Below are 24301 nucleotides of genomic sequence, written 5' to 3'. Positions count from 1 at the left end.
ACCCGATGAAACTGAAGCATCTGCCTCACTGCATTGCGCTTTCTGCCAGCCTGCTCGCCGGCCAACAAGCCAGTGCCGGCGACTTGCTGTTCTGGCAGGACAACAGCCTGTCCTACCTGTATGGCGACAACTTCCAGCGCCTCAACTTCAACGGCGAGGAACAGCGTTCGCAGACCACCTTCACCTTCGAGCACGCCAGCGGCTGGGCCTGGGGCGATGTGTTCTATTTCCTCGACTACATCCGCGCCGACAACGTCCAGTCGCGTGGCAGCTTCGCCAACGGCACCTTCGAGCAAGACGACGAAAACAGCTTCTATTACATGGAATTCTCGCCGCGCATCAGCCTGAGCTGGCTGACTGGCCAGGATCTCTCCGCGGGCCCGCTGAAAGACGTCAAAGCCGCCTTCACCTATGAAAAAGGCGAAGGCGGTCCCGGTACCGAGAACTACCTGTATGGCCTGGGCTTCGACTGGGACGTGCCGGGCTTCGCCTACCTCAAGACCAACCTGTATCAGGTCAAGATCAATAACCACGTGTTCTTCGCCGACCAGGACAGCAACGGCTACGCCACCCAGTTGACCGTGGCCGGCGCCTACCCCTTCGCCATCGGCGAACAGGACTTCGTGGTCGACGGCTACATCGACTGGCGCTCACCCTCCGACGAAGCCGGCACCCAGACCTCGCTGGGGTCCTCGATCCAGGTCAAATGGGACGCGGGCAAGGCCCTGTTCGGCAAGGAGCGCAAACTCTACGTCGGCACCGAGCTGAACATGTGGCACAACAAGTACGGGATCAAGCCCATCGATGGCTCCACCGACGGTTTCGACCAGACGGCGGTGCAAGCCCTGGTCAAGTACCACTTCTGATGGCAACGCACTGAACCACTGCCGGGTAGGCGGCAGTGGGAAAGTAGAGGGGATCACGCTGAGCGTGATCCCCTTTTTTTTGTGTACAAAAATAGGCCACGCAGGCAGCAAACCAGTGCCCTCGACGACTGACTCGTCAGCACGCTCAAATAAACCTAGAAATCCAGCAGCCACAACAACTTAAGCACATACCACGCAGCACAAACTGACCGACAAGTCAATTATCGGTACACATAAAAATGGATTTTTGTGGACAATTTAGTAAAAAACAATTTCCAAGATTAATTTTTATGTGTACAACAATTAGAACTCCACTCTCATTCGCTCAGCGTTAGCCACCCAATCCCGGTCAACCCAAGGGAAGCTAACGCAAGATGTGGCACGGAACGTGCACACAATATCTCCTCAGATGCGCGCCATATTGGCGTCAACAACAAAATACCAGGAGCCGCCCATGTCCACCGATGACTTCCGCATCAAGCAAATCGACACCTCGCTGCACAACGAGGACCTGGCGCCCTTACCTCCCGGAAAACGCAAATGGGGCTGGTTCGAGATATTCAATGTCTGGTCCAACGACATCCAGAGCCTGTTCGGCTACACCCTCGCCGCCACCCTGTTCATTTCCTATGGCCTGAACGGTTGGGCGGTGCTGGCCGGAATCGTTCTCGCCGGCTTCATCGTCATGGGCCTGGTGCAGTTGACCGGCAGGCCCAGCGTCAAGTACGGCATTCCTTTTCCGGTCATGGCCCGTGCCAGCATGGGCGTGCGCGGGGCCAACTTCCCGGCCGTGGTGCGCGGCATCGTGGCGATCTTCTGGTATGGCGTGCAGACCTATTTCGCCTCCACCGCCGTGGCCCTGCTGCTCAACTCGCTGCTCGGCAGCGGCTCGAGTGCGACATTTTTGGGCATGACCGCTATCGGCTGGGTCTCCTATGTGATCGTCTGCGCATTTCAGGTCGCCCTGTTCATCCGCGGTATCGACTGGATCACCAAGTTCCTCAACTGGGCCGGCCCGCTGGTCTACCTGGTGATGATCGCGCTGATGCTGATGATCTGGTACAAGGCCGGCCCCAGCCTGCTCAGTGAGCTGGGCGAGATCTTCCGCGGTACCGGCGAATATGCCGCCGGCCCGGTCGCCGCTTTTATCGCGGTGGTCGGCACCATGGTCGCCTACTTCGCCGCGGTGGTGATCAACTACGGCGACTTCGCGCGCTTCGTCAAAAGCGAAAAACAGATGACCGTCGGCAACTTTCTCGGCCTGCCGGTGAGCCTGGCGATTTTCTCGCTGATCGCCCTGGTGATCACCGCCGGCACCGTAGTGGTGTTCGGCGAGACCCTGACCAACCCGACTGACATCGTCGCCCGGGTCGACAACCTGACCCTGACCATCATCGCCGCGCTGACCTTCTTCGCCGCCACGGTCGGGATCAACCTGGTCGCCAACTTCATCCCGCCGGCCTACGACATCGCCAACCTGGCGCCCGCCCACATCAGCGCGCGCACCGGCGGCTTCATCACCGCGGCCATCGCCTTCTTCATTGGCGCACTCTGGGTGTCCTTTATCAGCAACGTCGGCATCGCCGCCTTCGTCGACACCCTGGGTGCGGTGCTCGCACCGCTGTATGGCATTCTCGTCGCCGACTACTACCTGGTGCGCAGGCAGCACCTCAACCTGCAGGATCTGTTCAGCGCCGAAGCCGGCTCGACCTACTACTACAATGGCGGCTGGAACCGTAATGCCATGATCGCCTTCGGCGTGGCCTCGGTGTTCTCGGTCGCCTCGGTGTGGACGCCGGGCCTCAACGAGCTGTCCGGCTACTCCTGGCTGTTCGGCGCCCTGCTTGGCGCGCTGTTCCACTACGTGCTGATGCGCAAGCACTGTGGCGCCAAAGGCGCCTCGGCTGCGCTCGGCTCACGCAGCTAAAACCTGCCGGACGGCGCGGCGCAGGCAACCCCGGCGCGCTACCGCATGAGACAACCAGACCTGGGGGCGGCTTGCCCTGGCGTGGCGCGAACGTCCTCGCTTGCCCCTACCGCAAGGTCGATGCCGTTTTTCCCCGACGAGCGCCACCAGGCGCGCCCGGCATCGCCCCCCCCCCCCCGCTGACAGCACCTGCCGATCCGGCCGCTACCCGGGCAAATTCATAACAACTCAAGTTGCCTCACAGCCGCCTGATAAATATCTGATGGCAACCCACTGAATCGCTGACGGCTAGGCGGCAATGGCAAAGTAGAGGGGAAGCATGCTGGTCTGCTTCCCCTCTTTATATCCGACGCAGGCTCCGCTATTGCTTCCGTGCCCGCACGATGTGCGCCGGTGAATCAAACCGCAGCTTGCCGTCCGCGCCGACGTAAGGTGCCAGCACCTGCTCCGCCTCAGCCAGGATGCGCGCGATCACTTGCTCATCGAGGTTGACCCCCATGACCGGCAACCAGCCGCGCAGATCCGCCTCGACCATGGCACGCACACTGGGAAAGCATGCCGTAGCCGTGTGACTCACGATACCTGGCGAGCCGATTCCGGCGCTATTGAACAGCGCCACCAGTGCCTGCTTGTCGCCAAGCACGAATGGCGCCCGCAGGGCGTCCGCCGCCTGTTCACCAGCGAGACGCGCCAGCAAGGCGACTTCGGCCGCGTAGGCCGGGGTATTTTCCAGTGAATCCCAGACGGCAACGGCCAGCCGACCGCCTGGCACCAGGACCCTGAGCATCTCACGCAGGGCTTGTCGCCTATCGTTGAAAAACATCAGGCCGAACTGGCTGATAACCGCGTCGAAGGACTCATCCGGATAAGGCAGCGACTCCGCCGGGCCCTGCCGCCAGTCGATATCGGGCGCCAGTCGTGCGGCAACGGCGAGCATTCCGGGATTGACATCCAGCCCCGCGACGACACCATCAGCCCCGACGCAAATGGCCGCCACCCCGGCGAGTACACCGGTGCCGCAGGCCACATCCAGCACCCTCTGCCCTGGCTGAAGGTTGGCGGCGGCGGCGACCCAGGGCGCCCACTCCTGGAACAATGCCGGGACCAAGAGTGCCTGGTAGACATTTGCCTCATCTATCTGTGCTTGCAAGTCGGAATCGTTCATTTCAGGCCTCCTGTGCACCCTGTGTCGGAGTCCGCGAGTCATGCCTTTGTTGCCACCGCCGACACACAACTTGACCACCGGCGGGGCCGAAACAGCTTCTGGCCGCAACGGCCGATTGCTGTCGAGGACGAATCGCACCTTCTTACTTGCAAGCATAGAAGACCTGAAGCCGGAGCCGTGCGCGGGTCGATTGGCTACTCGACGCTCGCCTTGGCTTTTTGCCGCTTGAGGAAATCCACCTTCCACTGCTCCACCCCCATGTACTCCGAATCCAGATTGGCCTCGACCCGGTAGCGATCCTTTAGCGCCGCTACCTCGGCCTGTTGTTCGACAAGAAAGCGATCGAAGCGCTGCAACAGCTCGGGATGCCTGAGCGTGGACAGGTGAAAGCTGCCGCGGGTATGCGGCAACTTGGCATCGAACACCAAGGCGCCGGGGCGGGCGCGGATGTTGTCGAGGTAATGGGTGGCGACCACCACATTGAAGTAGGCGCCGTCGGTGTCTTTCTTCAATGTCTGCTGGATCATCTTGCGCAGGTCGTCGCTGTAGGTCAGCTGGATCTGTCCCGTCTCGATACCCCGCTGGTAACCCCAGGGGGTCCAGCCGCTGACCATGCCCAGACGCTTGAGCTGCTCCAGCGCTTGCCCCTGACGCTGCGGTGCGACCAGCACGCCATCGACGTAGGCGACCACCGCCTGGCTGTAGTGCACGTCCTTGCCGAGCTTTTGGGTCTGCGCCCAGCTATCGCTGTCCGGGTACTTGAAGTCCACCTCACCCTGCAGCAGGGCCGGCAACAAGCGCGCCACCGGCAGCGCCCGGTAGCTCAACTGTACGCCGCTGTGCGCGGCGAACAGATCGAACAACTCACGGGCAAAGCCTTGGTATTGCCCCTGCTGGTCGACACTGTAATGCGGCGCGAAAGCCATCTTCTCGACGCCGATGACATAGCTTTCGGCCTGGCTGGCGGTGCAAAACAGCAAGGTGAACAAACTGCAGACACGAGCGGGCTTCACGGCAACCCTCCTGATTATTGTTGGTTTGGTCTAACCGGTTTGATCGGCCAACGGCAGACCGCGACCGGGGATTCAGCGCGGCGGCTCAGCCACCGGTCACGCTCATGAACCGCAGCACCTGGACCTGTTCGTCACGCTCGAAGTGGTGGCGTTCGGGTTTGAGTCGCAAGGCACCGACCAGGGCGTCGCGTAGACGCTGGCCGTCCCCCGGATAACGGCGGATCAAGGCCTTGAGATCCAGCGCGTTGTCGTGCCCCAGACAGAGCACCAGCTTGCCCTCGGCGGTGACCCGCACGCGATTGCAATCGCCACAGAAGTTGTGGCTGTGCGGCGAGATAAAGCCGACGTGCGTCCCTGTGCCCTGCACCCGCCAGTAGCGCGACGGCCCGCCGGTCTGCTGACTGCTGCGCACCAGCGCATGACGCGCCTCGATACGCTGGCGCACCTCGTCGCTGGAGCAGAAGGTCTGCTCGCGTTGATGGCTGGAGACACTGCCCAGCGGCATTTCTTCGATAAAGCTGATATCCAGGCCGCGCGCGATGGCGAAGTCGACCAGGTCGAGTACCTCGTCGTCGTTGCGCCCCTGCTGCACCACGCTGTTCAGTTTGATCTTGTGGAATCCGGCCGCCCGCGCCGCTTCGATGCCGGCCAGCACCTGATCGAGCCGGTCACGCCGGGTCAAGGCGGCGAAACGTTCGCGACGCAAGGAATCCAGGCTGATGTTCAGGCGCTTGACCCCGGCGGCGCGCAACTGCGTCGCCAGCTCGGCCAGTTGCGAGCCGTTGCTGGTGATGGCCAGGTCTTCCAGTTCCGGGCGCCGGCCCAGGCGCGCCAGCAGACCGAGCAGATTCTTGCGCACCAGCGGCTCGCCACCGGTGATGCGGATGCGTTTGACTCCCAGGCCGATAAAGGCATCGGCCACGGCGTAGAGTTCTTCCAGGCTGAGAATCTGCGCCCGCGGGGCGAAGACCATGTCCTCACTCATACAATAGGTGCAACGGAAGTCGCAGCGGTCGGTAACCGACAATCGCAGGTAGGTGATGCGCCGACCGAAGGGGTCAAGCAAGTGCGCGTGAGACACGGCGAGTCTCCTCTACTCAGGGAGTCGAGACATTTTGTGATGAAATGCAGTGCACAGATAGAAACAGAAAAGCTATTTTTTGTACACAATAAACTGACCACCTGGTCAGTTAAGTTATCCAAACGCCCAGCCCGCGCCGGCTTGAGCCACGCGCAGGCCCGGTGCTACCATGCCCGACCGCCGCCCGGCGCCGGGTGGCACATGCAAGCACAGGGGCTTATGACCAGTATTCGCGAGCGCAACAGAGAGCTGATTTTGCGCGCAGCCAGTGAAGAATTCGCCGACAAGGGGTTTGCCGCCAGCAAGACCAGCGATATCGCCGCCAAGGCCGGTGTGCCCAAGCCCAACGTCTATTACTACTTCAAGTCGAAAGAGAACCTCTACCGCGAGGTGCTGGAAAGCATTATCGAACCGCTGCTGGAGGCCTCGGCGCCGTTCAATCAGCCCGGCAAACCGGCTGACGTGCTGACGGCCTATATCCGCTCGAAGATCCGCATTTCCCGCGAGCTGCCCTCCGCCTCCAAGGTATTCGCCAGCGAGATCATGCATGGGGCGCCGCATCTGTCCGCCAAACAGGCCGAACAGCTCAACGCCCAGGCCCAGCACAACATCGCCTGCATCCAGCGCTGGATCGGCCAGGGCCTGATGGCCAAGATCGACCCGCACCACCTGATGTTCAGCATCTGGGCCGCGACCCAGACCTATGCCGACTTCGACTGGCAGATCGCCACCGTCACCGGCAAGGCCAGCCTGGACGACGCCGACTACGAAGCCGCCGCCCAGACCATCATCCGCCTGGTGATCAAGGGCTGCGAGATCGACGAAACGCAGAGCGCCGCCTCCGAGCAAGTCACCCGCGCCTAGGTCGGGCCGCCATTGCTAGAAATGCGCCAATAGCTGGCAGGACTGAAGCGCCAGGTCAGCGCGAGCATCGCCAGCAGGCACGCCAGCATCAGCAGCCAGGTGGCCTGGAAGCCACCGGTCAGCTCGCGCAGCCAGCCGCCCAGCGCCGGCGCCAGGGCGTTGATCAGAAAACCGAAGCCTTGCACGAAAGCCGCCAGCTGCCCGGCCGCCCGCGGGTCATGCAGATGATCCAGGCTGAGGATAAGGCTCAGGGCGAAACAGGCGCCCAGGCCAAAGCCGATCAAGGCGATCCACAATAGCGGCGAATCCGCCGGATGCAGCAGCAGGCCGCCGAAGCCGAACAGCTGCGCGATCAGGCTGATGCTCAGCAAGCCACGGCGCTCGCGCGTGCGCTGGGCCAGCGCGGGCATCAGCAGGGCGGCCAGGACCTGGAACAGGGTCATCAGCGCCAGCAGCGAACCACCGTCCCGACCGCTCCAGCCCAGTTGCTGGTAATAGGCCGGTAGCCAGGCCACCAGCGTCATATAGCCGCAATTACTGAAACCGAAGTACAGCGCCAATAGCCAGGCGCGGCGGTTACCCATGAAGGCCTGCACGCTCTGCCCGGCGGCCAGCGGCTGGGCAGAGCGCCAGGGCATGTTCAACCACAGCGCCAAGGCCAGCAGCGCCGGCAGCATCCACACCAGCAACCCCGCTTGCCAATGACCGAAGTGGCTGGCCAGACGCGGACTGAACCAGGCGGCCAGCCCGCCGCCGCCCATCAATGCCGCCGAGTAGACGCCCATCGCCAACGCCACCCGGCCAGCGAAGCGGCGCTTGACCAAACCCGGCGCCAGCACCTGGATCAAGGCCACGCCAATGCCTGCGAGCAACGCCGTGCCCAGCAACAGGCCACCATCGACGGTGAAGCCGCGCACCGCGCAGGCCAGCAGGATGCACAGCAAGCCCAGGGCGATCCCCCTGCCCTCGCCCAGCCGCGCCTCGACGGAAGCGCTCGCCAGGGCCACCAGCCCCATGCACAGCACCGGTAAGCTGGTCAGCAGGGCCGCCCCCTGGAACCCCAAGCGGGAGCTCTCGCGAATCTCGTTGAGCAGGGGACTGACCGACGTCAGGATCGGCCGCAGGTTCAAACCCAGGACGATCAGCGTCAGCGCCCAGCCTATGTCGTGCAGGCGTTGACTAGCGGCCATGCCTGGAGCAACCAAGGCGACCAGCCATCGCCCGGCGCTCGAGGCACTGGCGGGACGGGGCGACGGCCGGGGCCGGGATAACTTGATCGTGTGGCATCGGTGGCGCCTCTCGAAGTCGTGGGTGTTACTCACTGGCCTGCAGTCGAAACGCATTATCCAGGACCGTTCAGGTATTCTGAAATTAAATGTAAGAATGCCAATCAGTGAAAATTGGAATGTATAGATGCTCGATCATCTGCTTCTGCGCAGCTTCGTCGCCGTTGCCGACTGCGGCAATTTCACCCGCGCCGCCGAGCGCCTGCACCTCACCCAGTCGACCGTCAGCCAGCAGGTTCGCCGACTGGAAGATGACCTCGGCTGTCGTCTGCTGGACCGCAGCGCCCGCCGGGTGCTGGTAACCGTCGAGGGCGAGCGGCTGCTCGGCTACGCCCGGCGGATCATGGCGCTGCACGACGAAGCCGAAGAGGTGCTGCGCCATGCGCAAAGCGAGGGTGTGCTGCGTCTTGGCGTGCCCGAGGACTTCGCCGCCGAACGGCTGATGCCGTTGTTGGCCCAGTTCGCCGAGAGCCACCCGAAGGTACGCCTGGAGGTCAGCAGCGGACTCAGCCCGGAACTGCTGCGGCAGTATCGCGACGGTGAATTCGACCTGCTGCTGAGCAAACAGATGAAGACCGGCAGCGATTGCCTGGCGGCCTGGCCGGAACCCCTGTGCTGGGTGGACAGTCGCCAGCGTCCGGCGCTCGCACGCGATCCGCTGCCGCTGGTGACCTTTGTCCCGGGCGGCTTGTATCGCCAGGAAATGATCCAGGCCCTCGAGGTCAACGGCCGCAACTGGCGCATCAGTTACTCCAGTGCCAGCCTGGCCAGCATCTGCGCGGCAGTGGCCGCCGGTCTCGGCATCAGCCTGCTGCCGCGGCGCGTCCTGCAAGCGGGACATCGGCCACTGGCGGCGGACAGCGGCCTGCCGCCGATCGCCGGCATGCACCTGGTGCTTTACGGCCGCCAAGGCTTGGGCAAGGCCGGCCAGGACCTGCAAGCACAGCTCTATCGGCTGTGCCGCGACCAGGCCAGCGGCTGAGCTCGAGCCCGCACGAGCCTCTGGCTACACGCCACCTGCGCAGCGCATCAGCTCTCCTCGATCCGGCTGAAAATGTCGTGCAGCCGCTCGGCCCGACTCAAGCGCTCCGACGCCGCCCGACCGAGGTGATCGGAGACAGAGGCGCAGATATAGTTAAGGACGCTGACGGCGGAGATGTAGGAGTCGAACAGCGAGGTGCTTTTCACCATGCAGCGGACCGTCCAGTTCGCCAGGCCCGCCGTCTTGTCCTCGGAATGGTCGGTGACGTACAGCACCCGGGTACCGAGCTCCTGGGCATACTTCATCAGCCGGTAGATCACGTCCTTGCGCCGGCGAAAGCCCAGCACAACCACTAGGTCGCGCTCGCTCAGTCCCGACAGGTCCTTCTCGATCGCCTGCCCGGGCCGTGGCAGGATCTCGACGCACTGGCGCAGCTGGATCAGCTGCTGACGCAGGTACATCGCAGGCATGTAACTGTTGCCATAGCCGATGACCCATATGTTGTCCGCTTTCTCGATGCACTCGGTGACCTCCTCCAGCATCTCCTCGCTCAGGGCGTCGAAGCTGCTCAGCAGGTTCTGCACTTCGCAATCGAGGTGCTGCTTGATCTCGCTTTTGAAGTCGCCGCTGTGATGATCGATGGTATGCAGATAACGGGGCGAGCCTTGCGCCTTGGCCTCCCGCGCCTGCTTGCGGACTTCCCGGAAGTCCTTGTAGCCGAGGCGCTTGATCAGCCGGGTGGCGGCGGCATTGGAGGTATTGGCGCGGGCGACCAGCTCGGAGATGGAATGGGTCGCCAGGTCGCCGGGAAAATCGATGATGATATCGGCCAGCAGCCGCTCGCTACGCGGCAGCTCCTCATATATGTCCCGCAGACAATCTTCGATTGGCAATTTCATAGCAACTTCCCTACGCACCCGATGCTGGTTCCCGTTACGTCCGACCGCCGCTGGACTCTAACAGAAAGCGGCAACCCCTTGGACGCGAAGGAAAAACCCCGCGGCCACAGACCACGGGGATAGTGCGCGACTATTCAGGCTGGTCGTGCGCTCAGCCGACCCACTGGGTGGCCTGGGCATAGACCAGGAAAGCCATCGCAATGGCGATCCAGATGGCGAACAGCGGCAGGAAGAACTTGACCCATTTGTCCCAGGTCACGCCGGCCAGCGCCAGGGTTGCCATGAAGTAGCCCGATGTCGGGTAGAGGATATTGCTGAGGCCGTCACCCAGTTGGTAGGCCAGTACGGCGGTCTGCCGGGTTACCCCAACCAGATCGGACAGCGGCGCCATGATCGGCATGGTCACCAGCGCCTGGCCGCTGCCCGAGGGAATGACGAAGTTGAAGCCCAACTGGGCCAGGAACATGCCGATCGCCGACAGCATCGACGGGAAGCCACCGACCAGGTTGCCCAGACCATGGACCAGGGTATCCATGATCTGCCCGTCCTCCAGCACCACGGCGACCGCACGGGCAATACCGCAGATCATGGCACCGACCAGTACATCGCGGAAACCTTCGTTGAAGCCATCACAGATATCGGCGGTTTTCAGGCCGGCGATGAGACCGACCACGATGCCCATGATGACGAACAGGCCGGCCATCTCCATCATGAACCAGCCCTGCTCCAGCACGCCCCATACCAGCAGGCCGAAGAAACCGAAAGCGGCAACGGCGGCCAGTTTCTGGCGCAGGGTGGCGCCCCGCGCGCTTTCGCTAGCACTGTGCAGGTAGCGTTGCTGCTTCTCCAGCTCCTTGGCATCCCCGCGCATCAGGCTGAGCTCGGGATTGCCGCGCACCTTCAGCGCATAGCGCACCACATAGACGATACCGGCGGCCAGGATAGCGGCGAACGCCAGCATGCGCAGGGTCATGCCGGAGAACACCGGCAGGTCCGCCAACTGCTGGCCGAGCCCGGTATTGATCGGGTTGAGCACGCCGGCGGTGAAACCTGCCGTCGTGGCACAGAGCGCCACAGCCGCCGCGGTGACCGAATCGAAACGCAGCGCAATCATCAGCGGCAGGATCACCGGCACGTAGACCAGCGCGAGTTCCTGGGTGCCGATCAGTGTGGCGATTACCGCGAAGGTCACCATCAATATCGGAATCACCAGGATGCTGTTGTTGGCAAAACGCCGCGCCAGCTTGTCGACCCCGATCTCGATGATACCGGTGCGCCTGAGCACCATGAACATGCCGCCGATCATGAAGGTGAAAAACACCACCACGCCGGCATCGATCAGCCCTTTGGGCACCGCCAGCATGAAATCGACCAAGCCGACGGGGGTGGATTCGATCACGCGGAACGAATCCGGGTCGATGGTGGTGCGGCCGTTCGGCCCCGGCACCCGGTCATAGACACCCGCCGGGACTATGTAGGTCAGCAGCGCCGCGATGGCGCTGAAAACGAAAAGAATGACGTAGATATGCGGCATCTCGAACGACTTTTTCTTGTGCACCGCATGCCGGGCCTGCAGTTCCGCCGGGTCACCACACTGACCGATAGCGTCGTTGTTGCTGTTGGCATCTGCCATTTTTTCTACCTCAGTTTTGATTTTTATTGTTTATCCCTCGGTTCAAGCAACGAAAGGAGGCGGCGTCTGCGCCCCGGCAACCGATCCCGATGCCGGCCACGGCGGTCCCACCCTGCGACGCCTGTGCCTGATCGACCCCGCCATCGCGCCTTGCGTTCTTGTCGCTGTTCACGGCCCCTGGATTACGCCCTGAGGAAGGCGGTCCTCCTGTCGACCTGAAATCGATGATACTCAATTTTTACAAAACATCAATGTGAAAATTAACTATTGCTTTCGCCGCGAGTTGACGTAGGCTGAATGTCGTCCAACAGCCACGGGGCGCCTCCCGCCCCGGTGGAGAAACCACCAACCCATCGAGGTGTGATCCATGAAAAGAACCGCTCCCGACAACTATTCCGCCCACTGGCCCAACCTGGCCGATGAGCGCCTGGGTGCCGAGATCCTGTTTTGTACCGACGAGTTTTTTGCCGCGGCCAGCCGCATGCTGTCCCACCAGGAGCCGGTCTGGCAGGAAGGCGTATTCGATGAAAACGGCAAATGGATGGACGGCTGGGAGTCCCGCCGTAAACGTTGCGAAGGCTATGACTACAGCATCATCCGACTCGGTCTGCCGGGTGCCATCAAGGCCATCGACCTCGACACCAGTCACTTCACCGGCAACTTTCCGCCTTCCGCATCGGTGCAGGCCTGCCACTGTGAAAACGCCGAACCGGACGCCGACACCGCATGGGTAGAGATCCTGCCGTCGGTCAGCCTGTCCGGCGATGCCCACCATATCCATGCCATCGACGATGAACGGACCTGGACCCATCTCAAGCTGAACATCTACCCCGACGGCGGTATCGCCCGCCTGCGCGCCTGGGGGCAGGCACAGTCCCGTATCGAAATCGCCAGCTCCACGCCGATCGATCTCGCGGCCGTGGTCAATGGCGGTCGCGCCCTCGCCTGCAGCGACGAGCATTTCGGGCGCATGGCCAACATCCTCAACCCGGGGCGCGGTATCAATATGGGCGATGGCTGGGAAACGGCGCGCCGCCGGACGCCCGGCAACGACTGGGTGATAGTGGCGCTGGGGCATCCCGGCGAAATCCAGCGCGTCGAAGTCGATACCGCCCACTTCAAGGGCAACTACCCGGACAGTTGCTCGATTCAGGCCGCGTTTGTCAAAGGCGGCACCGACGCGCAGATCGAGACACAAAGCCTGTTCTGGCGCGAACTGCTGCCGCCGCAGAAGCTGCGGGCCCATGATCAGCACTATTTCAGCGAGCAGATCGCCGCGCTGGGGCCCATCACCCATGTGCGCCTGAATATCTTCCCCGATGGCGGCATCAGCCGCCTGCGCCTGATCGGAACGCCGGTCGCCTGTGGCACGACGGGAGCCTGAGGATGACCCACACGCTTGAACTGCAGCCACTGCGTCGGGACAGCTTCAGCCCTTTCGGCGATGTGATCGAAATGGTGGGCAGCCGTAATTTCGCCATCAACCAGGGCGCGACCCAGCGCTTTCACGATATTGCGCGGATCTTCACCGATCCGACGGATGGCCATGCAGCCATCAGCCTGGCCCGTTCGCAACCGCTGCCCTCGCCACTACGCATCGAGATGCTCGAGCGTCACCCGCTGGCGAGCCAGGCCTTCATCCCGCGGGGCGACCAGCCCTTCATCGTGGTGGTCGCGCCGCGAGGCGAGCGTATCGACAGCGGCGAGATCCGCGCCTTCGTCGCCGATGGCAGGCAGGGCGTCAACTATCACCCGGGGGTCTGGCATCACCCGCTACTGGCGCTGGCGCCGGACCAGGACTTCATTGTCGTCGACCTGATCAGTCCAGAGCCCAATTGCGATGAGCACCATTTCGACAGCACGGATCGCTTGCTCCTGGACTACTCCGGACTGCTGCACAAGCGCCACCCAGCCGTTGGCGGCGGCGCGGGCTGAGAGGCTGTGAAAAAACTCCCGCCTACTGCGAGCGCCCCCAGGCGCCCGCTGCGTAGCGCGCCCTGCCGCGAACACCTGGAGACGCTCTCGCGACGGCGCTCGATTTTTTCACAACCTCTGAGCGTTACCGGGAGCAGGCCATGCTGCGTGCATGGCCTGCCCTATACACTGATTGATTCGGGTGGGTTAGCGCCGCAGGCCAGATGACGCACAAACGGCCGCGAAAGTTGGGCGCGCGTAACCCAGCGGCTCATCGAACAAGCGCGATGTCGGGCGCACCCGACATGCGTGATAGCCGGTATTTCCGTAGCAAGCGCCTAACTCAACCTACACCGCCTCCCCCGCGTCGGCCTTGAGCCCCGCCGCCTGCACCGCGCCGATCGCGCATTGCTCGTCGATATCCGAGGTATCGCCGGTGATGCCGATGGCGCCGATCACCGCGCCGCGCTCATCGCGAATCAGCACGCCGCCCGCGGCGGGTACCAGCTTGCCGTCCGCCAGGTTATTCAGCGCGCCGATGAAGGCTGGCCGTTGCTGCGCATCGGCAGCGATGGCACGCGAACCCTTGCCCAGCGCCACCGCGCCCCAGGCCTTGGCGATGGCGATCTGTGGGCGCAGCAGGCTGGCGCCGTCTTCACGCAGCAGGCTGATCAGGTGGCCGCCGGCATCCAGCACGGCAACGGTCAAGGGCGCCGCGGACAGTTCCCGGCCAAGCGCCAGGGCGTGGTTGCTGATGGTGGTCGCGGTATGCAGGTTCAAAGCGCTCATATCTGGAGCCCTCCTCGGAAAATGGATGGAAACAGGGCCTGCACCCACGGCGTCAGCGTCCGCAGCGGACCGGCGGGACATGCCCAACGAATAAACCGTACACAATAAATAATATTTTTAGTACATTTAAATTATTATTTGTATACAAATATCGTCCTGCTTCACCCTTCCCAATACCCCGGGGTGTTGTAGATCGCTTTCAGGTAGTCGATGAAAAAACGCACCTTGGCGGGCAAATAGCGCTGTTGCGGATAGACCGCCTGGATGTCGTAGGCCGGCACGGCGAACTCGTCGAGCACCGTTACCAGTTGCCCGCGCTTGAGCTCGGCCTGGATCTCCCAGGTCGAGCGCCAGCCGATGCCCAGGCCCTGTTTGACCCAGTCGAAGAGGAGTTCGCCGTCATTGCAATCGAGATTGCCGGAAACCTTGACCGCCACCTGTTTGCCATCGCGCAGGAAGGTCCAGCCGCGCTGCTGGCCACCCTGCAGGTTGAACGCCAGGCAGTTGTGCTGGGCCAGATCCTCGAGGGCCCGGGGTGCGGGATGGCGCTGAAAATAGTCCGGCGAACCGCAGACCACCCGCCGATTGGGGAACAGCTTGACCGCTACGTAATTGGGGTCGGTCACCTCGCCGATGCGAATGCCCATGTCGTAGCCCTGACGCACCAGGTCGACCACGCTGTCGGTCAGATTGAACGACAGGTTGAGGTCCGGGTAGCGCGCCTGGAATGCCGGCGCATGCGGCGCGATATGCCGACGGCCGAACGCCGCCGGCGCCGACACCACCAGGTGCCCGCTCACCGAATGACCGCCGTGGGTGATGCTGGCGTCGGCCTCGGCGAAATCGCGCAGCAAACCGCGGGCCCGCTCCAGGTATTGCTCGCCCAGATCGGTCAGCGACAGGCCACGGGTCGAGCGATGCATCAGCTTGACCCCCAGGTGGCGCTCGAGCATGTCGAGGCGCCGGCCCATCACCACCGGGGTCACCCCCTCGACCAGGGCGGCGGCGGCGAAGCTGCCGTGATCGGCCACCAGAACGAAACTGTGCAAAGCCGTGTAACGGTCCATTCGATACTCCTGATACCGACAGAAATGCAGATTCCTGCAATTTACCCCATTAACCCCTTGCCTTCATGCTTTAGGCATGTAGAAAAAATATCGACTAAAGCCTGGAGGAATTTTTCATGGCGCGTATGAGAGCAATCGATGCAGCAGTGGCGGTAATGCGGAAGGAAGGTATCGACGTCGTCTTCGGCATACCGGGTGCGGCCATCAACCCGATGTATTCCGCCTTGAAAGCGGATGGCAGCATTCGTCATATCCTCGCCCGTCACGTCGAGGGCGCCTCGCACATGGCCGAAGGTTATACCCGCGCCAAGGCCGGCAATATCGGCGTGTGCATCGGCACCTCCGGCCCGGCCGGCACCGACATGATCACTGGGCTGTACTCGGCCTCTGCCGACTCCATTCCGATCCTCTGCATCACCGGCCAGGCGCCGCGTGCACGGCTGTACAAGGAAGATTTCCAGGCGGTGGACATCGAGTCGATCGCCAAGCCGGTGACCAAGTGGGCAGTCACCGTACGTGAACCGGCGCTGGTGCCGCGGGTATTCCAGCAGGCCTTCCACGTGATGCGCTCGGGCCGTCCGGGGCCGGTATTGATCGACCTGCCGTTCGACGTGCAGATGGGCGAGATCGAGTTCGACGTCGACACCTACCAGCCGCTGCAGCCGTACAAGCCGGCGGCCAGCCGGGCGCAGATCGAGAAGGCGCTGGACATGCTCAACGCTGCCGAGCGGCCGTTGATCGTTGCCGGTGGCGGCATCTACAACGCCGGGGCCGAAGCGCTGCTGCTGCAGTTCGCCGAACTAGTCGGCGTACCGGTGATCCCGACCCTGATGGGCTGGGGCTGCATCCCCGACGATCACCCGTTGATGGCCGGCATGGTCGGCTTGCAGACCAGCCACCGCTACGGCAACGCCACCATGCTGGCCTCGGACTTCGTCCTCGGCGTGGGTAACCGCTGGGCCAATCGGCACACCGGATCGGTTGAGGTGTACACAAAAGACCGCACCTTCGTTCACGTCGATATCGAGCCAACCCAGATCGGTCGGGTGTTCTCTCCGGACTTCGGCATCGTTTCCGATGCTGGCGCGGCCCTGGCCCTGTTCGTCCAGGTGGCCAGCGAGTGGAAGGCTGCCGGCCGCCTGAAAGACCGCAGCCATTGGGCCGCCGACTGCCAGGAGCGCAAGAGCACGATGCTGCGCAAGACCAACTTCGAAGACGTGCCGATGAAGCCGCAGCGCGTCTACCAGTGCATGAACAACGCGTTCGGCAAGGACGCCTGCTACGTCAGCACCATCGGTCTGTCGCAGATCGCCGGCGCGCAGTTCCTCCATGTGTACAAGCCGCGTCACTGGATCAACTGCGGTCAGGCCGGCCCATTGGGCTGGACCATTCCGGCAGCCTTGGGTGTGCGCGTGGCTGACCCAGAGCGCAAGATCGTGGCGTTGTCTGGCGACTACGACTTCCAGTTCATGATCGAAGAACTGGCTGTGGGTGCGCAGTTCAAGCTGCCCTACCTGCACATCCTGGTGAACAACGCCTACCTCGGCCTGATCCGCCAGAGCCAGCGCGGTTTCGACATGGACTACTGCGTGCAGCTGGCCTTCGACAACATCAACTCGGAGGAAGTCGCGGGTTATGGGGTCGATCACATCGCCGTGGTCGAGGGCCTCGGCTGCAAGGCGATCCGCGTGCGTAGCCAGGCCGAATTGCGCCCGGCCATCGAGCAGGCCGAAGCCTGGATGGCGCAGTACCAGGTACCGGTAGTGATCGAGATCATCCTCGAGCGGGTGACCAACATCGCCATGGGCACCGAGATCGACGCGATCAACGAGTTCGAGGCACTGGCCACCATTCGCGAAGATGCCCCCACCAGCATCATGCCGCTGGACTGACTTGCCCGTTAACCCGTAGCCCGGATTGCATCCGGGCTACCCAAACAAGGAGCATCATATGCCCCGTTTTGCCGCCAACCTGTCCATGCTGTTCACCGAAGTGGACTTCCTGGAGCGCTTCGCCGCTGCCGCCGACGCCGGCTTCAGCGGTGTCGAGTACCTGTTCCCCTATGATTTCCCGGCCGAGGCGATCAAGACCCGCCTGGACGCCAACGGCCTGACCCAGGTGCTGTTCAACCTGCCGGCCGGCGACTGGGGCAAGGGCGAGCGCGGTATCGCCTGCCACCCGGATCGGGTCGAGGAATTCCGTGCCGGCGTCGACCAGGCCATCGCCTACGCCAAGGTTCTGGGTAATACGCAGATCAACTGCCTGGCCGGCATTCGCCCACAGGGCTTCGACTGCGCGACCGTCGAGCAGTGCTTCGTCGACAACCTGAAATTCGCCGCCGACAAGCTGGAACAGGCCGGGATCAAGCTGGTCATGGAAATGATCAACACCCGCGACATCCCCGGCTTCTACCTGAGCAACACCCGCCAGGCCCTTGAGATTCGCGACAAGGTCGGCAGCAGCAACCTGTTCCTGCAGTACGACATCTACCACATGCAAATCATGGAAGGGGATCTGGCCCGCACCCTGGAAAGCAACCTGGCGCTGATCAATCACGTGCAACTGGCCGACAACCCGGGCCGTCACGAGCCGGGTACTGGCGAGATCAACTACCGCTTCCTCTTCGAGCACCTGGACCGCATCGGCTACCAGGGCTGGATCGGCTGTGAATACAAGCCAGCCACCACCACCGCTGCCGGCCTCGGCTGGATGAAAGCGCACAACGCGATTTAAGGAGCACTCTCATGGCTAAAATCGGATTTATCGGTACCGGCATCATGGGCAAGCCCATGGCTGAAAACCTGCAGAAAGCAGGTCACCAACTGTTCCTCTCGACTCACCACGACCCAGCACCTGCTGACTTGTTAGCGGCAGGCGCAATCGCCCTGGCCAGCCCGAAAGAAGTCGCGCAGGAAGCCGAGTTCATCATCGTCATGGTGCCGGACACCCCACACGTTGAAGACGTGCTGTTTCGCAGCGCAGGTATCGCCGAAGGCGTCGGCCCGAACAAAATCGTGATTGACATGAGCTCGATCTCGCCGAGCGCGACCAAAACCTTCGCCGACAAGATCAAGGCGACTGGCGCTGACTACCTCGATGCACCGGTTTCCGGCGGTGAAGTCGGCGCTAAAGCGGCCACGCTGAGCATCATGGTCGGCGGCAGTGAACAAGCCTTCGAGCGCGCCCTGCCCCTGTTCCAGGCGATGGGCAAGAACATCACCCGCGTCGGCGGCAATGGTGACGGTCAGACCGCCAAGGTAGCCAACCAGATCATCGTCGCCCTGAACATCCAGGCCGTCGCCGAAGCCCTGCTGTTCGCCGCCAGGAACGGTGCCGACCCGGCCAAGGTGCGCGAAGCGCTGATGGGCGGTTTCGCCGGTTCGAAGATCCTCGAAGTGCACGGCGAGCGTATGATCAAGGGCACCTTCGACCCGGGCTTCCGCATCAGCCTGCACCAGAAGGACCTCAACCTGGCCCTGTCCGGCGCCCGCGAGCTGGGCCTTAACCTGCCCAACACCGCCAACGCCCAGCAGGTGTTCAGCACCTGCGCGGCCATCGGCGGCAGCAACTGGGACCACTCGGCGCTGATCAAGGGCCTGGAGCACATGGCCAATTTCTCGATCCGCGAGGAGTGACCGCAAACTCAGGCCGAGTGCCCGTAGGTTGGGTTGAGCCTGCGATACCCAACAACCGGTTCAAAGAACCGGCCAACGCATGCCATTGTGGGGAGCGCTGAGCGCTCCATGTTGGGTATCGCTTCGCTCAACACCAACCTACGGGGGCTGTGCCTGAGCCCCTTTCGATCTGCCCGGCAGGCGGTGTCACGGCCTGCCTGCCGGGTGGGTCGATTCTAGTGCGCAGCGTCTGCAAGGCGGGCGCTGCGCACTAGAATCGACGTTGCTCCAGTCATAACCAGAGAGATCGCCATGTCCATCGATCCGTCTTTCCATCCAACGTCTCTGCTGCGCGAGCTGTTCGCCGCCGCCATCGACGCCGCCCACCCGCGCCAGGTGCTGGCCGACTACCTGCCTGACGACCGCAGTGGCCGGGTCATTGTCATCGGCGCCGGCAAGGCCGCCGCGGCCATGGCTGAAGTGATCGAGCACGAGTGGCAGGGTGAAGTCTCCGGCCTGGTGGTGACCCGTTACGAGCACGGCGCCAACTGCAGCAAGATCGAGGTGGTGGAGGCCGCTCACCCGGTACCGGACGACGCCGGCGAACGGGTCGCCCGCCGCGTGCTGGAGCTGGTCAGCAACCTGACGGAAAGCGACCGGGTGATCTTCCTGCTCTCCGGCGGCGGCTCCTCGCTGCTGGCCCTGCCGGCCGATGGCATTACCCTGGCCGACAAACAGGCGATCAACAAGGCGCTACTCAAATCCGGCGCTTCGATTGGCGAGATGAACTGCGTGCGCAAGCACCTCTCGGCAATCAAGGGCGGCCGCCTGGCCAAGGCCTGCTGGCCGGCCAGCGTCTACACCTACGCGATCTCCGACGTGCCCGGCGACGAGGCCACGGTGATCGCCTCCGGGCCAACCGTGGCCGATCCGACCACCTCGGCCGAGGCCCTGGCGATCCTCACCCGCTACCAGATCGAGATCCCGGCCAAGGTGCGCGCCTGGCTGCAGGACCCGCGCTCGGAGACGGTCAAGCCCGGCGATCCCTGCCTGGCCCGCAGCCACTTCCAGCTGATCGCCACCCCCCAGCAATCGCTCGAGGCCGCTGCCGCCAAGGCCCGCGCCGCCGGCCTGCCGGCGCTGATCCTCGGCGACCTGGAGGGCGAGTCGCGCGAGGTGGCCAAGGTCCACGCCGGCATCGCCCGCCAGGTGGCCCTGCACGGCCAGCCGATCCAGGCGCCCTGCGTGATCCTCTCCGGCGGCGAGACCACGGTCACCGTGCGCGGCAACGGCCGCGGCGGGCGCAACGCCGAATTCCTCCTGAGCCTTACCGACAGCCTCAAGGGCCTGCCCGGGGTCTACGCCCTGGCCGGCGACACCGACGGCATCGACGGCTCGGAAGACAACGCCGGCGCGCTGATGACCCCGGACAGCTATGCCCGCGCCGCCCAACTAGGCCTGAGCGCCGGCGACGAACTGCATGACAACAACGGCTACGGCTACTTCGCCGCGCTGGACGCGCTGATCATCACCGGCCCAACCCGTACCAACGTCAACGATTTCCGCGCCATCCTGATTCTCGAGAGCCCAGCCCAATGACTCCAGATAAAAAAGTGAAAATCCTCGCCACCCTCGGCCCGGCCGTCGCAGGCATCCACGATATCCGCCAACTGGTCGAGGCCGGGGTCAATCTGTTCCGCCTCAACTTCAGCCACGGCGAACACGCCGACCACGCCCAGCGCTACGCCTGGGTGCGCGAAGTGGAGCAGCAGCTGAACACGCCGATCGGCATCCTCATGGACCTGCAAGGGCCGAAACTGCGGGTCGGCCGCTTTGCCGCCGGCAAGGTCGATCTGCAGCGCGGCCAAGCCTTTCGCCTGGACCTGGACAGCACCCCGGGCGACGCCCGCCGGGTCAACCTGCCCCACCCGGAAATCATCGAAGCCCTGCAGCCTGGGATGAGCCTGCTGCTCGACGACGGTCGCCTGCGCCTGCAGGTGACCAGCAAACAAGCCGATGCGGTGCTTACCGAGGTGATCGCCGGCGGCGAGCTGTCGGATCGCAAAGGCGTCAACGTGCCCGAGGCGGTACTGCAACTCAGCCCATTGACCGAGAAGGACCGCCGCGACCTGGCCTTCGGCCTGGAGCTGGGCGTCGACTGGGTGGCGCTGTCGTTCGTCCAGCGCCCCGAGGACATCCTCGAGGCCCGTGAGCTGATCCAGGGCAAGGCCTTCCTCATGGCCAAGATCGAGAAGCCCTCGGCGGTCACCCACCTCAAGGAAATCGCCGAGCTGTGCGACGCGATCATGGTCGCCCGTGGCGATCTGGGCGTGGAAGTACCGGCGGAAAACGTGCCGCGCATCCAGAAGGAGATCATCCGCACCTGCCGCCAGCTCGGCAAGCCGGTGGTGGTGGCCACCCAGATGCTCGAATCCATGCGCTTCTCGCCGGCGCCGACCCGCGCCGAAGTCACCGACGTGGCCAATGCCGTGGCCGAAGGCAGCGATGCGCTGATGCTCTCGGCGGAAACCGCCTCGGGTGACTACCCGCTGGAAGCGGTACAAATGATGAGCAAGATCATCCGCCAGGTGGAAAACGGCCCGGACTTCCAGGCCCAGCTCGACGTCGGCCGCCCGCAGGCCGAAGCCACCGCCAGCGACGCGATCAGTTGCGCGATCCGCCGGATCAGCTCGATCCTGCCGGTAGCGGCCCTGGTCAATTACACCGAATCCGGCGCTTCCAGCCTGCGCGCCTCGCGCGAACGGCCGAAGGCACCGATCTTGAGTCTGACCCCGAATCTGCATACCGCGCGTCGCCTGAGCGTGGCCTGGGGCGTATACTCGGTGGTCAACGAACGCCTGCACAAGGTCGAAGAAGTCACCAGCACCGCCCTGGAAATCGCCCAGGCCCAAGGCATGGCCCAGCGCGGCGACACCCTGGTGATCACCGCCGGCGAGCCCTTCGGCCAGCCGGGCAGCACCAACAGCCTGAGGATCGAAACCCTGCAGTGAGCGGCGTAAGATGCGCCCTGCGCTCCTGCCAACGGCCTATCCGGTTTGTGGTGCGCGCGGCGCACCCTACCGAACAATCCCACGCTGGCTTTGCCAGTTTGCAGGCGCCCTGATCGGCGCCTCTTTTTATTCAGGCCGACCGTACATGCACCAGCTGTCTCTACCACTGCGCGCCCTGCGCGGCATGGGCACCCTGCTCAGCGGCTTCAGCCAGATATTCCTGCTCAGCCATGCCGGCTGCGGCCTGCTGGTGGTGCTGGCGCTGCTGATCGGCGCGCCGCATCTGCTCGGCGGCGCCCTGCTCGGCGGCTTGATCAGCATGCTCACCGCGCAGCGCCGTGGTTACCCGCAGGCCGACATCGACGCCGGGCTATACGGCTACAACGGCATCCTCCTGGGGCTGCTGGCCAGCTCGCAATTCAGCTGGTCGCCACTGCTGCCACTGCTGATCATCTTCGCTGCCGGCCTGTCCAGCCTGGTGCTCGCGCCCTGGATGCGCCGCATGCGCGAGCGCCGGTGGCTGCCCGCCTTCACCTTTCCCTTTGTCGCCTTGAGCTGGCTGTTGTTGTGGCTGGCACCCTCCCTGCAACTGGAGCTGCACAACGACCCCGCCACGGCGGCCTACAGCCTCGATTGGTTCACCGGTCTGCTGGCACCGCTGCGCGGTCTGGGCCAGGTGATCTTCCTCGACCAGCCCCTGGCCGGGCTGTGCCTGTGGCTCGGTTTGCTGCTGGCCGATCGCCGCGCCGCCTGCTGGGCCCTGCTCGGCTCCGCCGCCGGCTTGAGCCTGGCGCTGCAGCAGGGCTGGGACCAGCACAGCGCCCTCGCCGGCTTATACGGCTACAACGCCACACTGGCGGCTATCGCCCTGAGCCAGGTGCATCGCCAACCCTGGGCGCCGCTGCTCGGCATCGGCCTCGCCCTGCTCCTGCAACCGGGCTTCGACGCACTCGGTCTGCCGGCGCTGACCATGCCCTTTATCCTCGCTTGCTGGCTGGTTCAGGCCGGCCGCAAATGCTGGCAGCAGGCGGTGGAGGCGAGCGCGCCGCGGGGCAAATACTGACCTGAGAGTTTGTGAAAAAACTCTCGCCTGCTGCGACCGCCTCCGAACGTCCGCTGCGGCGCTCGATTTTTTCACAACCTCTGAACCCTGCTCAGCGCTCCAGCAACTGCCTGGCCTGATCCGCCATCTGCCGGATCAGGGCGCTGGCAGCCGGATGCTCGCCATCCCTGAGCCTACTTACGGCATACAACGTCACCATGATGCAGGGGTGCAGCTCGCGCACTTGCAGGGCCGCCGAGGTATGGGCAAGCGCCGTGAAGGGATCCACCACGGCCAGGCCGAGCCCGGCCTCCACCAACGAGCGCGCCACCTGATAGGTCTGCACGTAGGTGGTAATCACCGGGGCATCCTCCATTTCATCCAGCTGGCTGCTCAGCTGACTGCCCAGGCCGTCGCGCGTGTCCAGGGCAATCAGTGGCTGGCCCGCCAGCTCCTGCAAGGCCATGGGTTTGCCGGCCAGCACCGCGCTCCACTGACCGCGGCCCGCGATCACCCGCATGCTGCCCTGAGCCAGGGGCTTGCCGCGCAACGCTGGATGCATGGGCTCTTGCAGACTGAAAGCGATATCCGCCTCATGCAGCAGCAGGCTCTCGACCAGCTCCCGGGTGTGATGAGTCGCCAGGGTACAGGGCGTCCTCGGGTAGCGCCGCCGCCACTGCGCGATGCTCGCCGGCAGCAGGCTCTGCGCCAGGGTCGGCGTGGTGACAATGCGCAGGGGGCGATCACTGTGGCCGCGCAGGTTGCCTGCCAGGCGGCGCACCTCTCGCAGGTCGTCGAATACCTTGCCTGTGGCCGCCTCCAGCAGGCGCGCCTCCGCCGTGGGGTGCAACTGCCCGCGAACCCGAGTGAACAGGCTGAAGCCCAGCTGCGCCTCGGCATGGTGTAGCGCCTTGGTCGCTGCAGGCTGGGTGATGTTCAGCAGCTTGGCGGCGCCGGTTACCGAGCCGGTTTGCAGGATTGCCTGAAAGATTTCGATATGACGCAGTCGCACGAAAAACTCCTATCACCGGGTAATGGGTTCGAGGACGCCTGTCGGGCGCCCTGAGCCACAGCATAACGCCCCGCACCCATAACCTGAGGTAATGGCGGCATTGCATCTGCTCATTCGATCTCTGCTGCCGGCGGCG

At 63.8% G+C, this 24301-nt stretch carries 21 protein-coding genes; 12 read left to right on the top strand and 9 right to left on the bottom strand.

Annotated features, from left to right (window positions below):
• Positions 1–5 precede the first annotated feature (5 nt).
• Both BM315_RS07005 and BM315_RS07000 read left to right on the top strand, forming a co-directional pair.
• The gene (locus BM315_RS07005) at positions 6–866 is read left to right on the top strand and encodes an outer membrane protein OmpK (protein WP_090499228.1); all 861 of its coding nucleotides are present in this window, start codon (positions 6–8) and stop codon (positions 864–866) included.
• Between the two features lie 454 nt (positions 867–1320).
• Complete coding sequence (locus BM315_RS07000) at positions 1321–2793, top strand: NCS1 family nucleobase:cation symporter-1 (protein WP_090499226.1); 1473 nt, start codon at positions 1321–1323, stop codon at positions 2791–2793.
• 361 nt (positions 2794–3154) lie between these two features.
• Here BM315_RS07000 and BM315_RS06995 read toward each other — a convergent pair whose 3' ends face one another.
• The 3 genes from BM315_RS06995 to moaA all read right to left on the bottom strand — a co-directional run bounded on the left by BM315_RS06995 (position 3155) and on the right by moaA (position 6052).
• Positions 3155–3958: a methyltransferase domain-containing protein gene (locus BM315_RS06995; RefSeq protein WP_090499223.1), complete on the bottom strand. Its 804-nt coding sequence runs from the start codon at positions 3956–3958 to the stop codon at positions 3155–3157.
• 194 nt (positions 3959–4152) lie between these two features.
• Entirely contained in the window at positions 4153–4971 is an 819-nt protein-coding gene (locus BM315_RS06990; RefSeq protein ID WP_090499221.1) for a substrate-binding periplasmic protein, read from the bottom strand.
• A gap of 85 nt (positions 4972–5056) precedes the next feature.
• On the bottom strand, positions 5057–6052 hold the full coding sequence (gene moaA / locus BM315_RS06985) for a GTP 3',8-cyclase MoaA (RefSeq protein WP_090499219.1): 996 nt from the start codon (positions 6050–6052) through the stop codon (positions 5057–5059).
• A gap of 219 nt (positions 6053–6271) precedes the next feature.
• Here moaA and BM315_RS06980 point away from each other — a divergent pair, with 219 nt between their 5' ends.
• The gene (locus BM315_RS06980) at positions 6272–6916 is read left to right on the top strand and encodes a TetR/AcrR family transcriptional regulator (protein WP_090499217.1); all 645 of its coding nucleotides are present in this window, start codon (positions 6272–6274) and stop codon (positions 6914–6916) included.
• Here BM315_RS06980 and BM315_RS06975 read toward each other — a convergent pair.
• Complete coding sequence (locus BM315_RS06975; RefSeq protein WP_090499215.1) at positions 6913–8106, bottom strand: cyanate transporter; 1194 nt, start codon at positions 8104–8106, stop codon at positions 6913–6915. The genes BM315_RS06980 and BM315_RS06975 overlap by 4 nt on opposite strands.
• 223 nt (positions 8107–8329) lie before the next feature.
• On the opposite strand from BM315_RS06975, the gene BM315_RS06970 reads away from it, so the two are divergent.
• Complete coding sequence (locus BM315_RS06970; RefSeq protein ID WP_090499213.1) at positions 8330–9184, top strand: LysR family transcriptional regulator; 855 nt, start codon at positions 8330–8332, stop codon at positions 9182–9184.
• A 47-nt stretch (positions 9185–9231) separates the two neighbouring features.
• On the opposite strand, the gene BM315_RS06965 is transcribed toward BM315_RS06970, so the two are convergent.
• Positions 9232–10083, bottom strand: a complete 852-nt coding sequence (locus BM315_RS06965; protein WP_090499211.1) for a MurR/RpiR family transcriptional regulator — start codon at positions 10081–10083, stop codon at positions 9232–9234.
• Between the two features lie 151 nt (positions 10084–10234).
• The gene (locus BM315_RS06960) at positions 10235–11716 is read right to left on the bottom strand and encodes a YfcC family protein (RefSeq protein ID WP_212632938.1); all 1482 of its coding nucleotides are present in this window, start codon (positions 11714–11716) and stop codon (positions 10235–10237) included.
• A gap of 367 nt (positions 11717–12083) precedes the next feature.
• On the opposite strand from BM315_RS06960, the gene alc reads away from it, so the two are divergent.
• Positions 12084–13100 (top strand): allantoicase, encoded by a 1017-nt coding sequence (gene alc, locus BM315_RS06955; protein WP_090499209.1) that lies wholly within the window; start codon positions 12084–12086, stop codon positions 13098–13100.
• Between the two features lie 2 nt (positions 13101–13102).
• Positions 13103–13651 (top strand): ureidoglycolate lyase, encoded by a 549-nt coding sequence (locus BM315_RS06950; protein WP_090499207.1) that lies wholly within the window; start codon positions 13103–13105, stop codon positions 13649–13651.
• Between the two features lie 327 nt (positions 13652–13978).
• Here the strand turns inward: BM315_RS06950 and BM315_RS06945 are convergent, their stop codons facing one another.
• Both BM315_RS06945 and BM315_RS06940 read right to left on the bottom strand, forming a co-directional pair.
• On the bottom strand, positions 13979–14419 hold the full coding sequence (locus BM315_RS06945; RefSeq protein ID WP_090499205.1) for a GlcG/HbpS family heme-binding protein: 441 nt from the start codon (positions 14417–14419) through the stop codon (positions 13979–13981).
• Positions 14420–14580: 161 nt separating this feature from the next.
• A complete protein-coding gene (locus BM315_RS06940) occupies positions 14581–15486 on the bottom strand; it encodes a LysR family transcriptional regulator (RefSeq protein ID WP_090499203.1) in 906 nt (301 codons plus the stop codon).
• 116 nt (positions 15487–15602) lie between these two features.
• Between BM315_RS06940 and gcl the strand changes: the two genes are divergently transcribed.
• From gcl to BM315_RS06910, 6 genes are all read left to right on the top strand, one after another.
• Positions 15603–17378: a glyoxylate carboligase gene (gene gcl / locus BM315_RS06935; RefSeq protein WP_090499201.1), complete on the top strand. Its 1776-nt coding sequence runs from the start codon at positions 15603–15605 to the stop codon at positions 17376–17378.
• Between the two features lie 58 nt (positions 17379–17436).
• Positions 17437–18219, top strand: coding sequence for a hydroxypyruvate isomerase (gene hyi / locus BM315_RS06930; RefSeq protein WP_090499199.1), 783 nt, complete (start codon positions 17437–17439; stop codon positions 18217–18219).
• Between the two features lie 11 nt (positions 18220–18230).
• Positions 18231–19121: a 2-hydroxy-3-oxopropionate reductase gene (locus BM315_RS06925; RefSeq protein ID WP_090499197.1), complete on the top strand. Its 891-nt coding sequence runs from the start codon at positions 18231–18233 to the stop codon at positions 19119–19121.
• A gap of 291 nt (positions 19122–19412) precedes the next feature.
• Positions 19413–20699 (top strand): glycerate kinase type-2 family protein, encoded by a 1287-nt coding sequence (locus tag BM315_RS06920; RefSeq protein ID WP_090499195.1) that lies wholly within the window; start codon positions 19413–19415, stop codon positions 20697–20699.
• Positions 20696–22111, top strand: coding sequence for a pyruvate kinase (gene pyk, locus BM315_RS06915; RefSeq protein ID WP_090499193.1), 1416 nt, complete (start codon positions 20696–20698; stop codon positions 22109–22111). Before BM315_RS06920 ends, pyk begins: the two co-directional genes overlap by 4 nt.
• Positions 22112–22256: 145 nt before the next feature.
• Positions 22257–23174: an urea transporter gene (locus BM315_RS06910; protein WP_090499191.1), complete on the top strand. Its 918-nt coding sequence runs from the start codon at positions 22257–22259 to the stop codon at positions 23172–23174.
• 91 nt (positions 23175–23265) lie between these two features.
• On the opposite strand, the gene BM315_RS06905 is transcribed toward BM315_RS06910, so the two are convergent.
• The gene (locus BM315_RS06905) at positions 23266–24165 is read right to left on the bottom strand and encodes a LysR family transcriptional regulator (RefSeq protein WP_090499189.1); all 900 of its coding nucleotides are present in this window, start codon (positions 24163–24165) and stop codon (positions 23266–23268) included.
• Positions 24166–24301 lie beyond the last annotated feature (136 nt).

This window comes from Pseudomonas borbori, assembly GCF_900115555.1.
Taxonomy (GTDB): Bacteria; Pseudomonadota; Gammaproteobacteria; order Pseudomonadales; family Pseudomonadaceae; genus Aquipseudomonas; species Aquipseudomonas borbori.
The sequence above is the reverse complement of the archived record's forward strand: the minus strand, read 5'-3'. Positions and strand labels throughout refer to the sequence as shown.

Coding starts and splice junctions, on each gene's coding strand:
- BM315_RS06970 (WP_090499213.1), top strand. CDS start 8,330: ATGCTCGATCATCTGCTTCTGCGCAGCTTCGTCGCCGTTGCCGACTGC.
- pyk (WP_090499193.1), top strand. CDS start 20,696: ATGACTCCAGATAAAAAAGTGAAAATCCTCGCCACCCTCGGCCCGGCC.
- alc (WP_090499209.1), top strand. CDS start 12,084: ATGAAAAGAACCGCTCCCGACAACTATTCCGCCCACTGGCCCAACCTG.
- hyi (WP_090499199.1), top strand. CDS start 17,437: ATGCCCCGTTTTGCCGCCAACCTGTCCATGCTGTTCACCGAAGTGGAC.
- BM315_RS07005 (WP_090499228.1), top strand. CDS start 6: ATGAAACTGAAGCATCTGCCTCACTGCATTGCGCTTTCTGCCAGCCTG.
- BM315_RS06960 (WP_212632938.1), bottom strand. CDS start 11,716: ATGGCAGATGCCAACAGCAACAACGACGCTATCGGTCAGTGTGGTGAC.
- BM315_RS06920 (WP_090499195.1), top strand. CDS start 19,413: ATGTCCATCGATCCGTCTTTCCATCCAACGTCTCTGCTGCGCGAGCTG.
- BM315_RS06940 (WP_090499203.1), bottom strand. CDS start 15,486: ATGGACCGTTACACGGCTTTGCACAGTTTCGTTCTGGTGGCCGATCAC.
- BM315_RS06995 (WP_090499223.1), bottom strand. CDS start 3,958: ATGAACGATTCCGACTTGCAAGCACAGATAGATGAGGCAAATGTCTAC.
- BM315_RS06910 (WP_090499191.1), top strand. CDS start 22,257: ATGCACCAGCTGTCTCTACCACTGCGCGCCCTGCGCGGCATGGGCACC.
- BM315_RS06950 (WP_090499207.1), top strand. CDS start 13,103: ATGACCCACACGCTTGAACTGCAGCCACTGCGTCGGGACAGCTTCAGC.
- BM315_RS06945 (WP_090499205.1), bottom strand. CDS start 14,419: ATGAGCGCTTTGAACCTGCATACCGCGACCACCATCAGCAACCACGCC.
- BM315_RS06975 (WP_090499215.1), bottom strand. CDS start 8,106: ATGGCCGCTAGTCAACGCCTGCACGACATAGGCTGGGCGCTGACGCTG.
- BM315_RS06965 (WP_090499211.1), bottom strand. CDS start 10,083: ATGAAATTGCCAATCGAAGATTGTCTGCGGGACATATATGAGGAGCTG.
- BM315_RS06980 (WP_090499217.1), top strand. CDS start 6,272: ATGACCAGTATTCGCGAGCGCAACAGAGAGCTGATTTTGCGCGCAGCC.
- BM315_RS06925 (WP_090499197.1), top strand. CDS start 18,231: ATGGCTAAAATCGGATTTATCGGTACCGGCATCATGGGCAAGCCCATG.
- BM315_RS07000 (WP_090499226.1), top strand. CDS start 1,321: ATGTCCACCGATGACTTCCGCATCAAGCAAATCGACACCTCGCTGCAC.
- gcl (WP_090499201.1), top strand. CDS start 15,603: ATGGCGCGTATGAGAGCAATCGATGCAGCAGTGGCGGTAATGCGGAAG.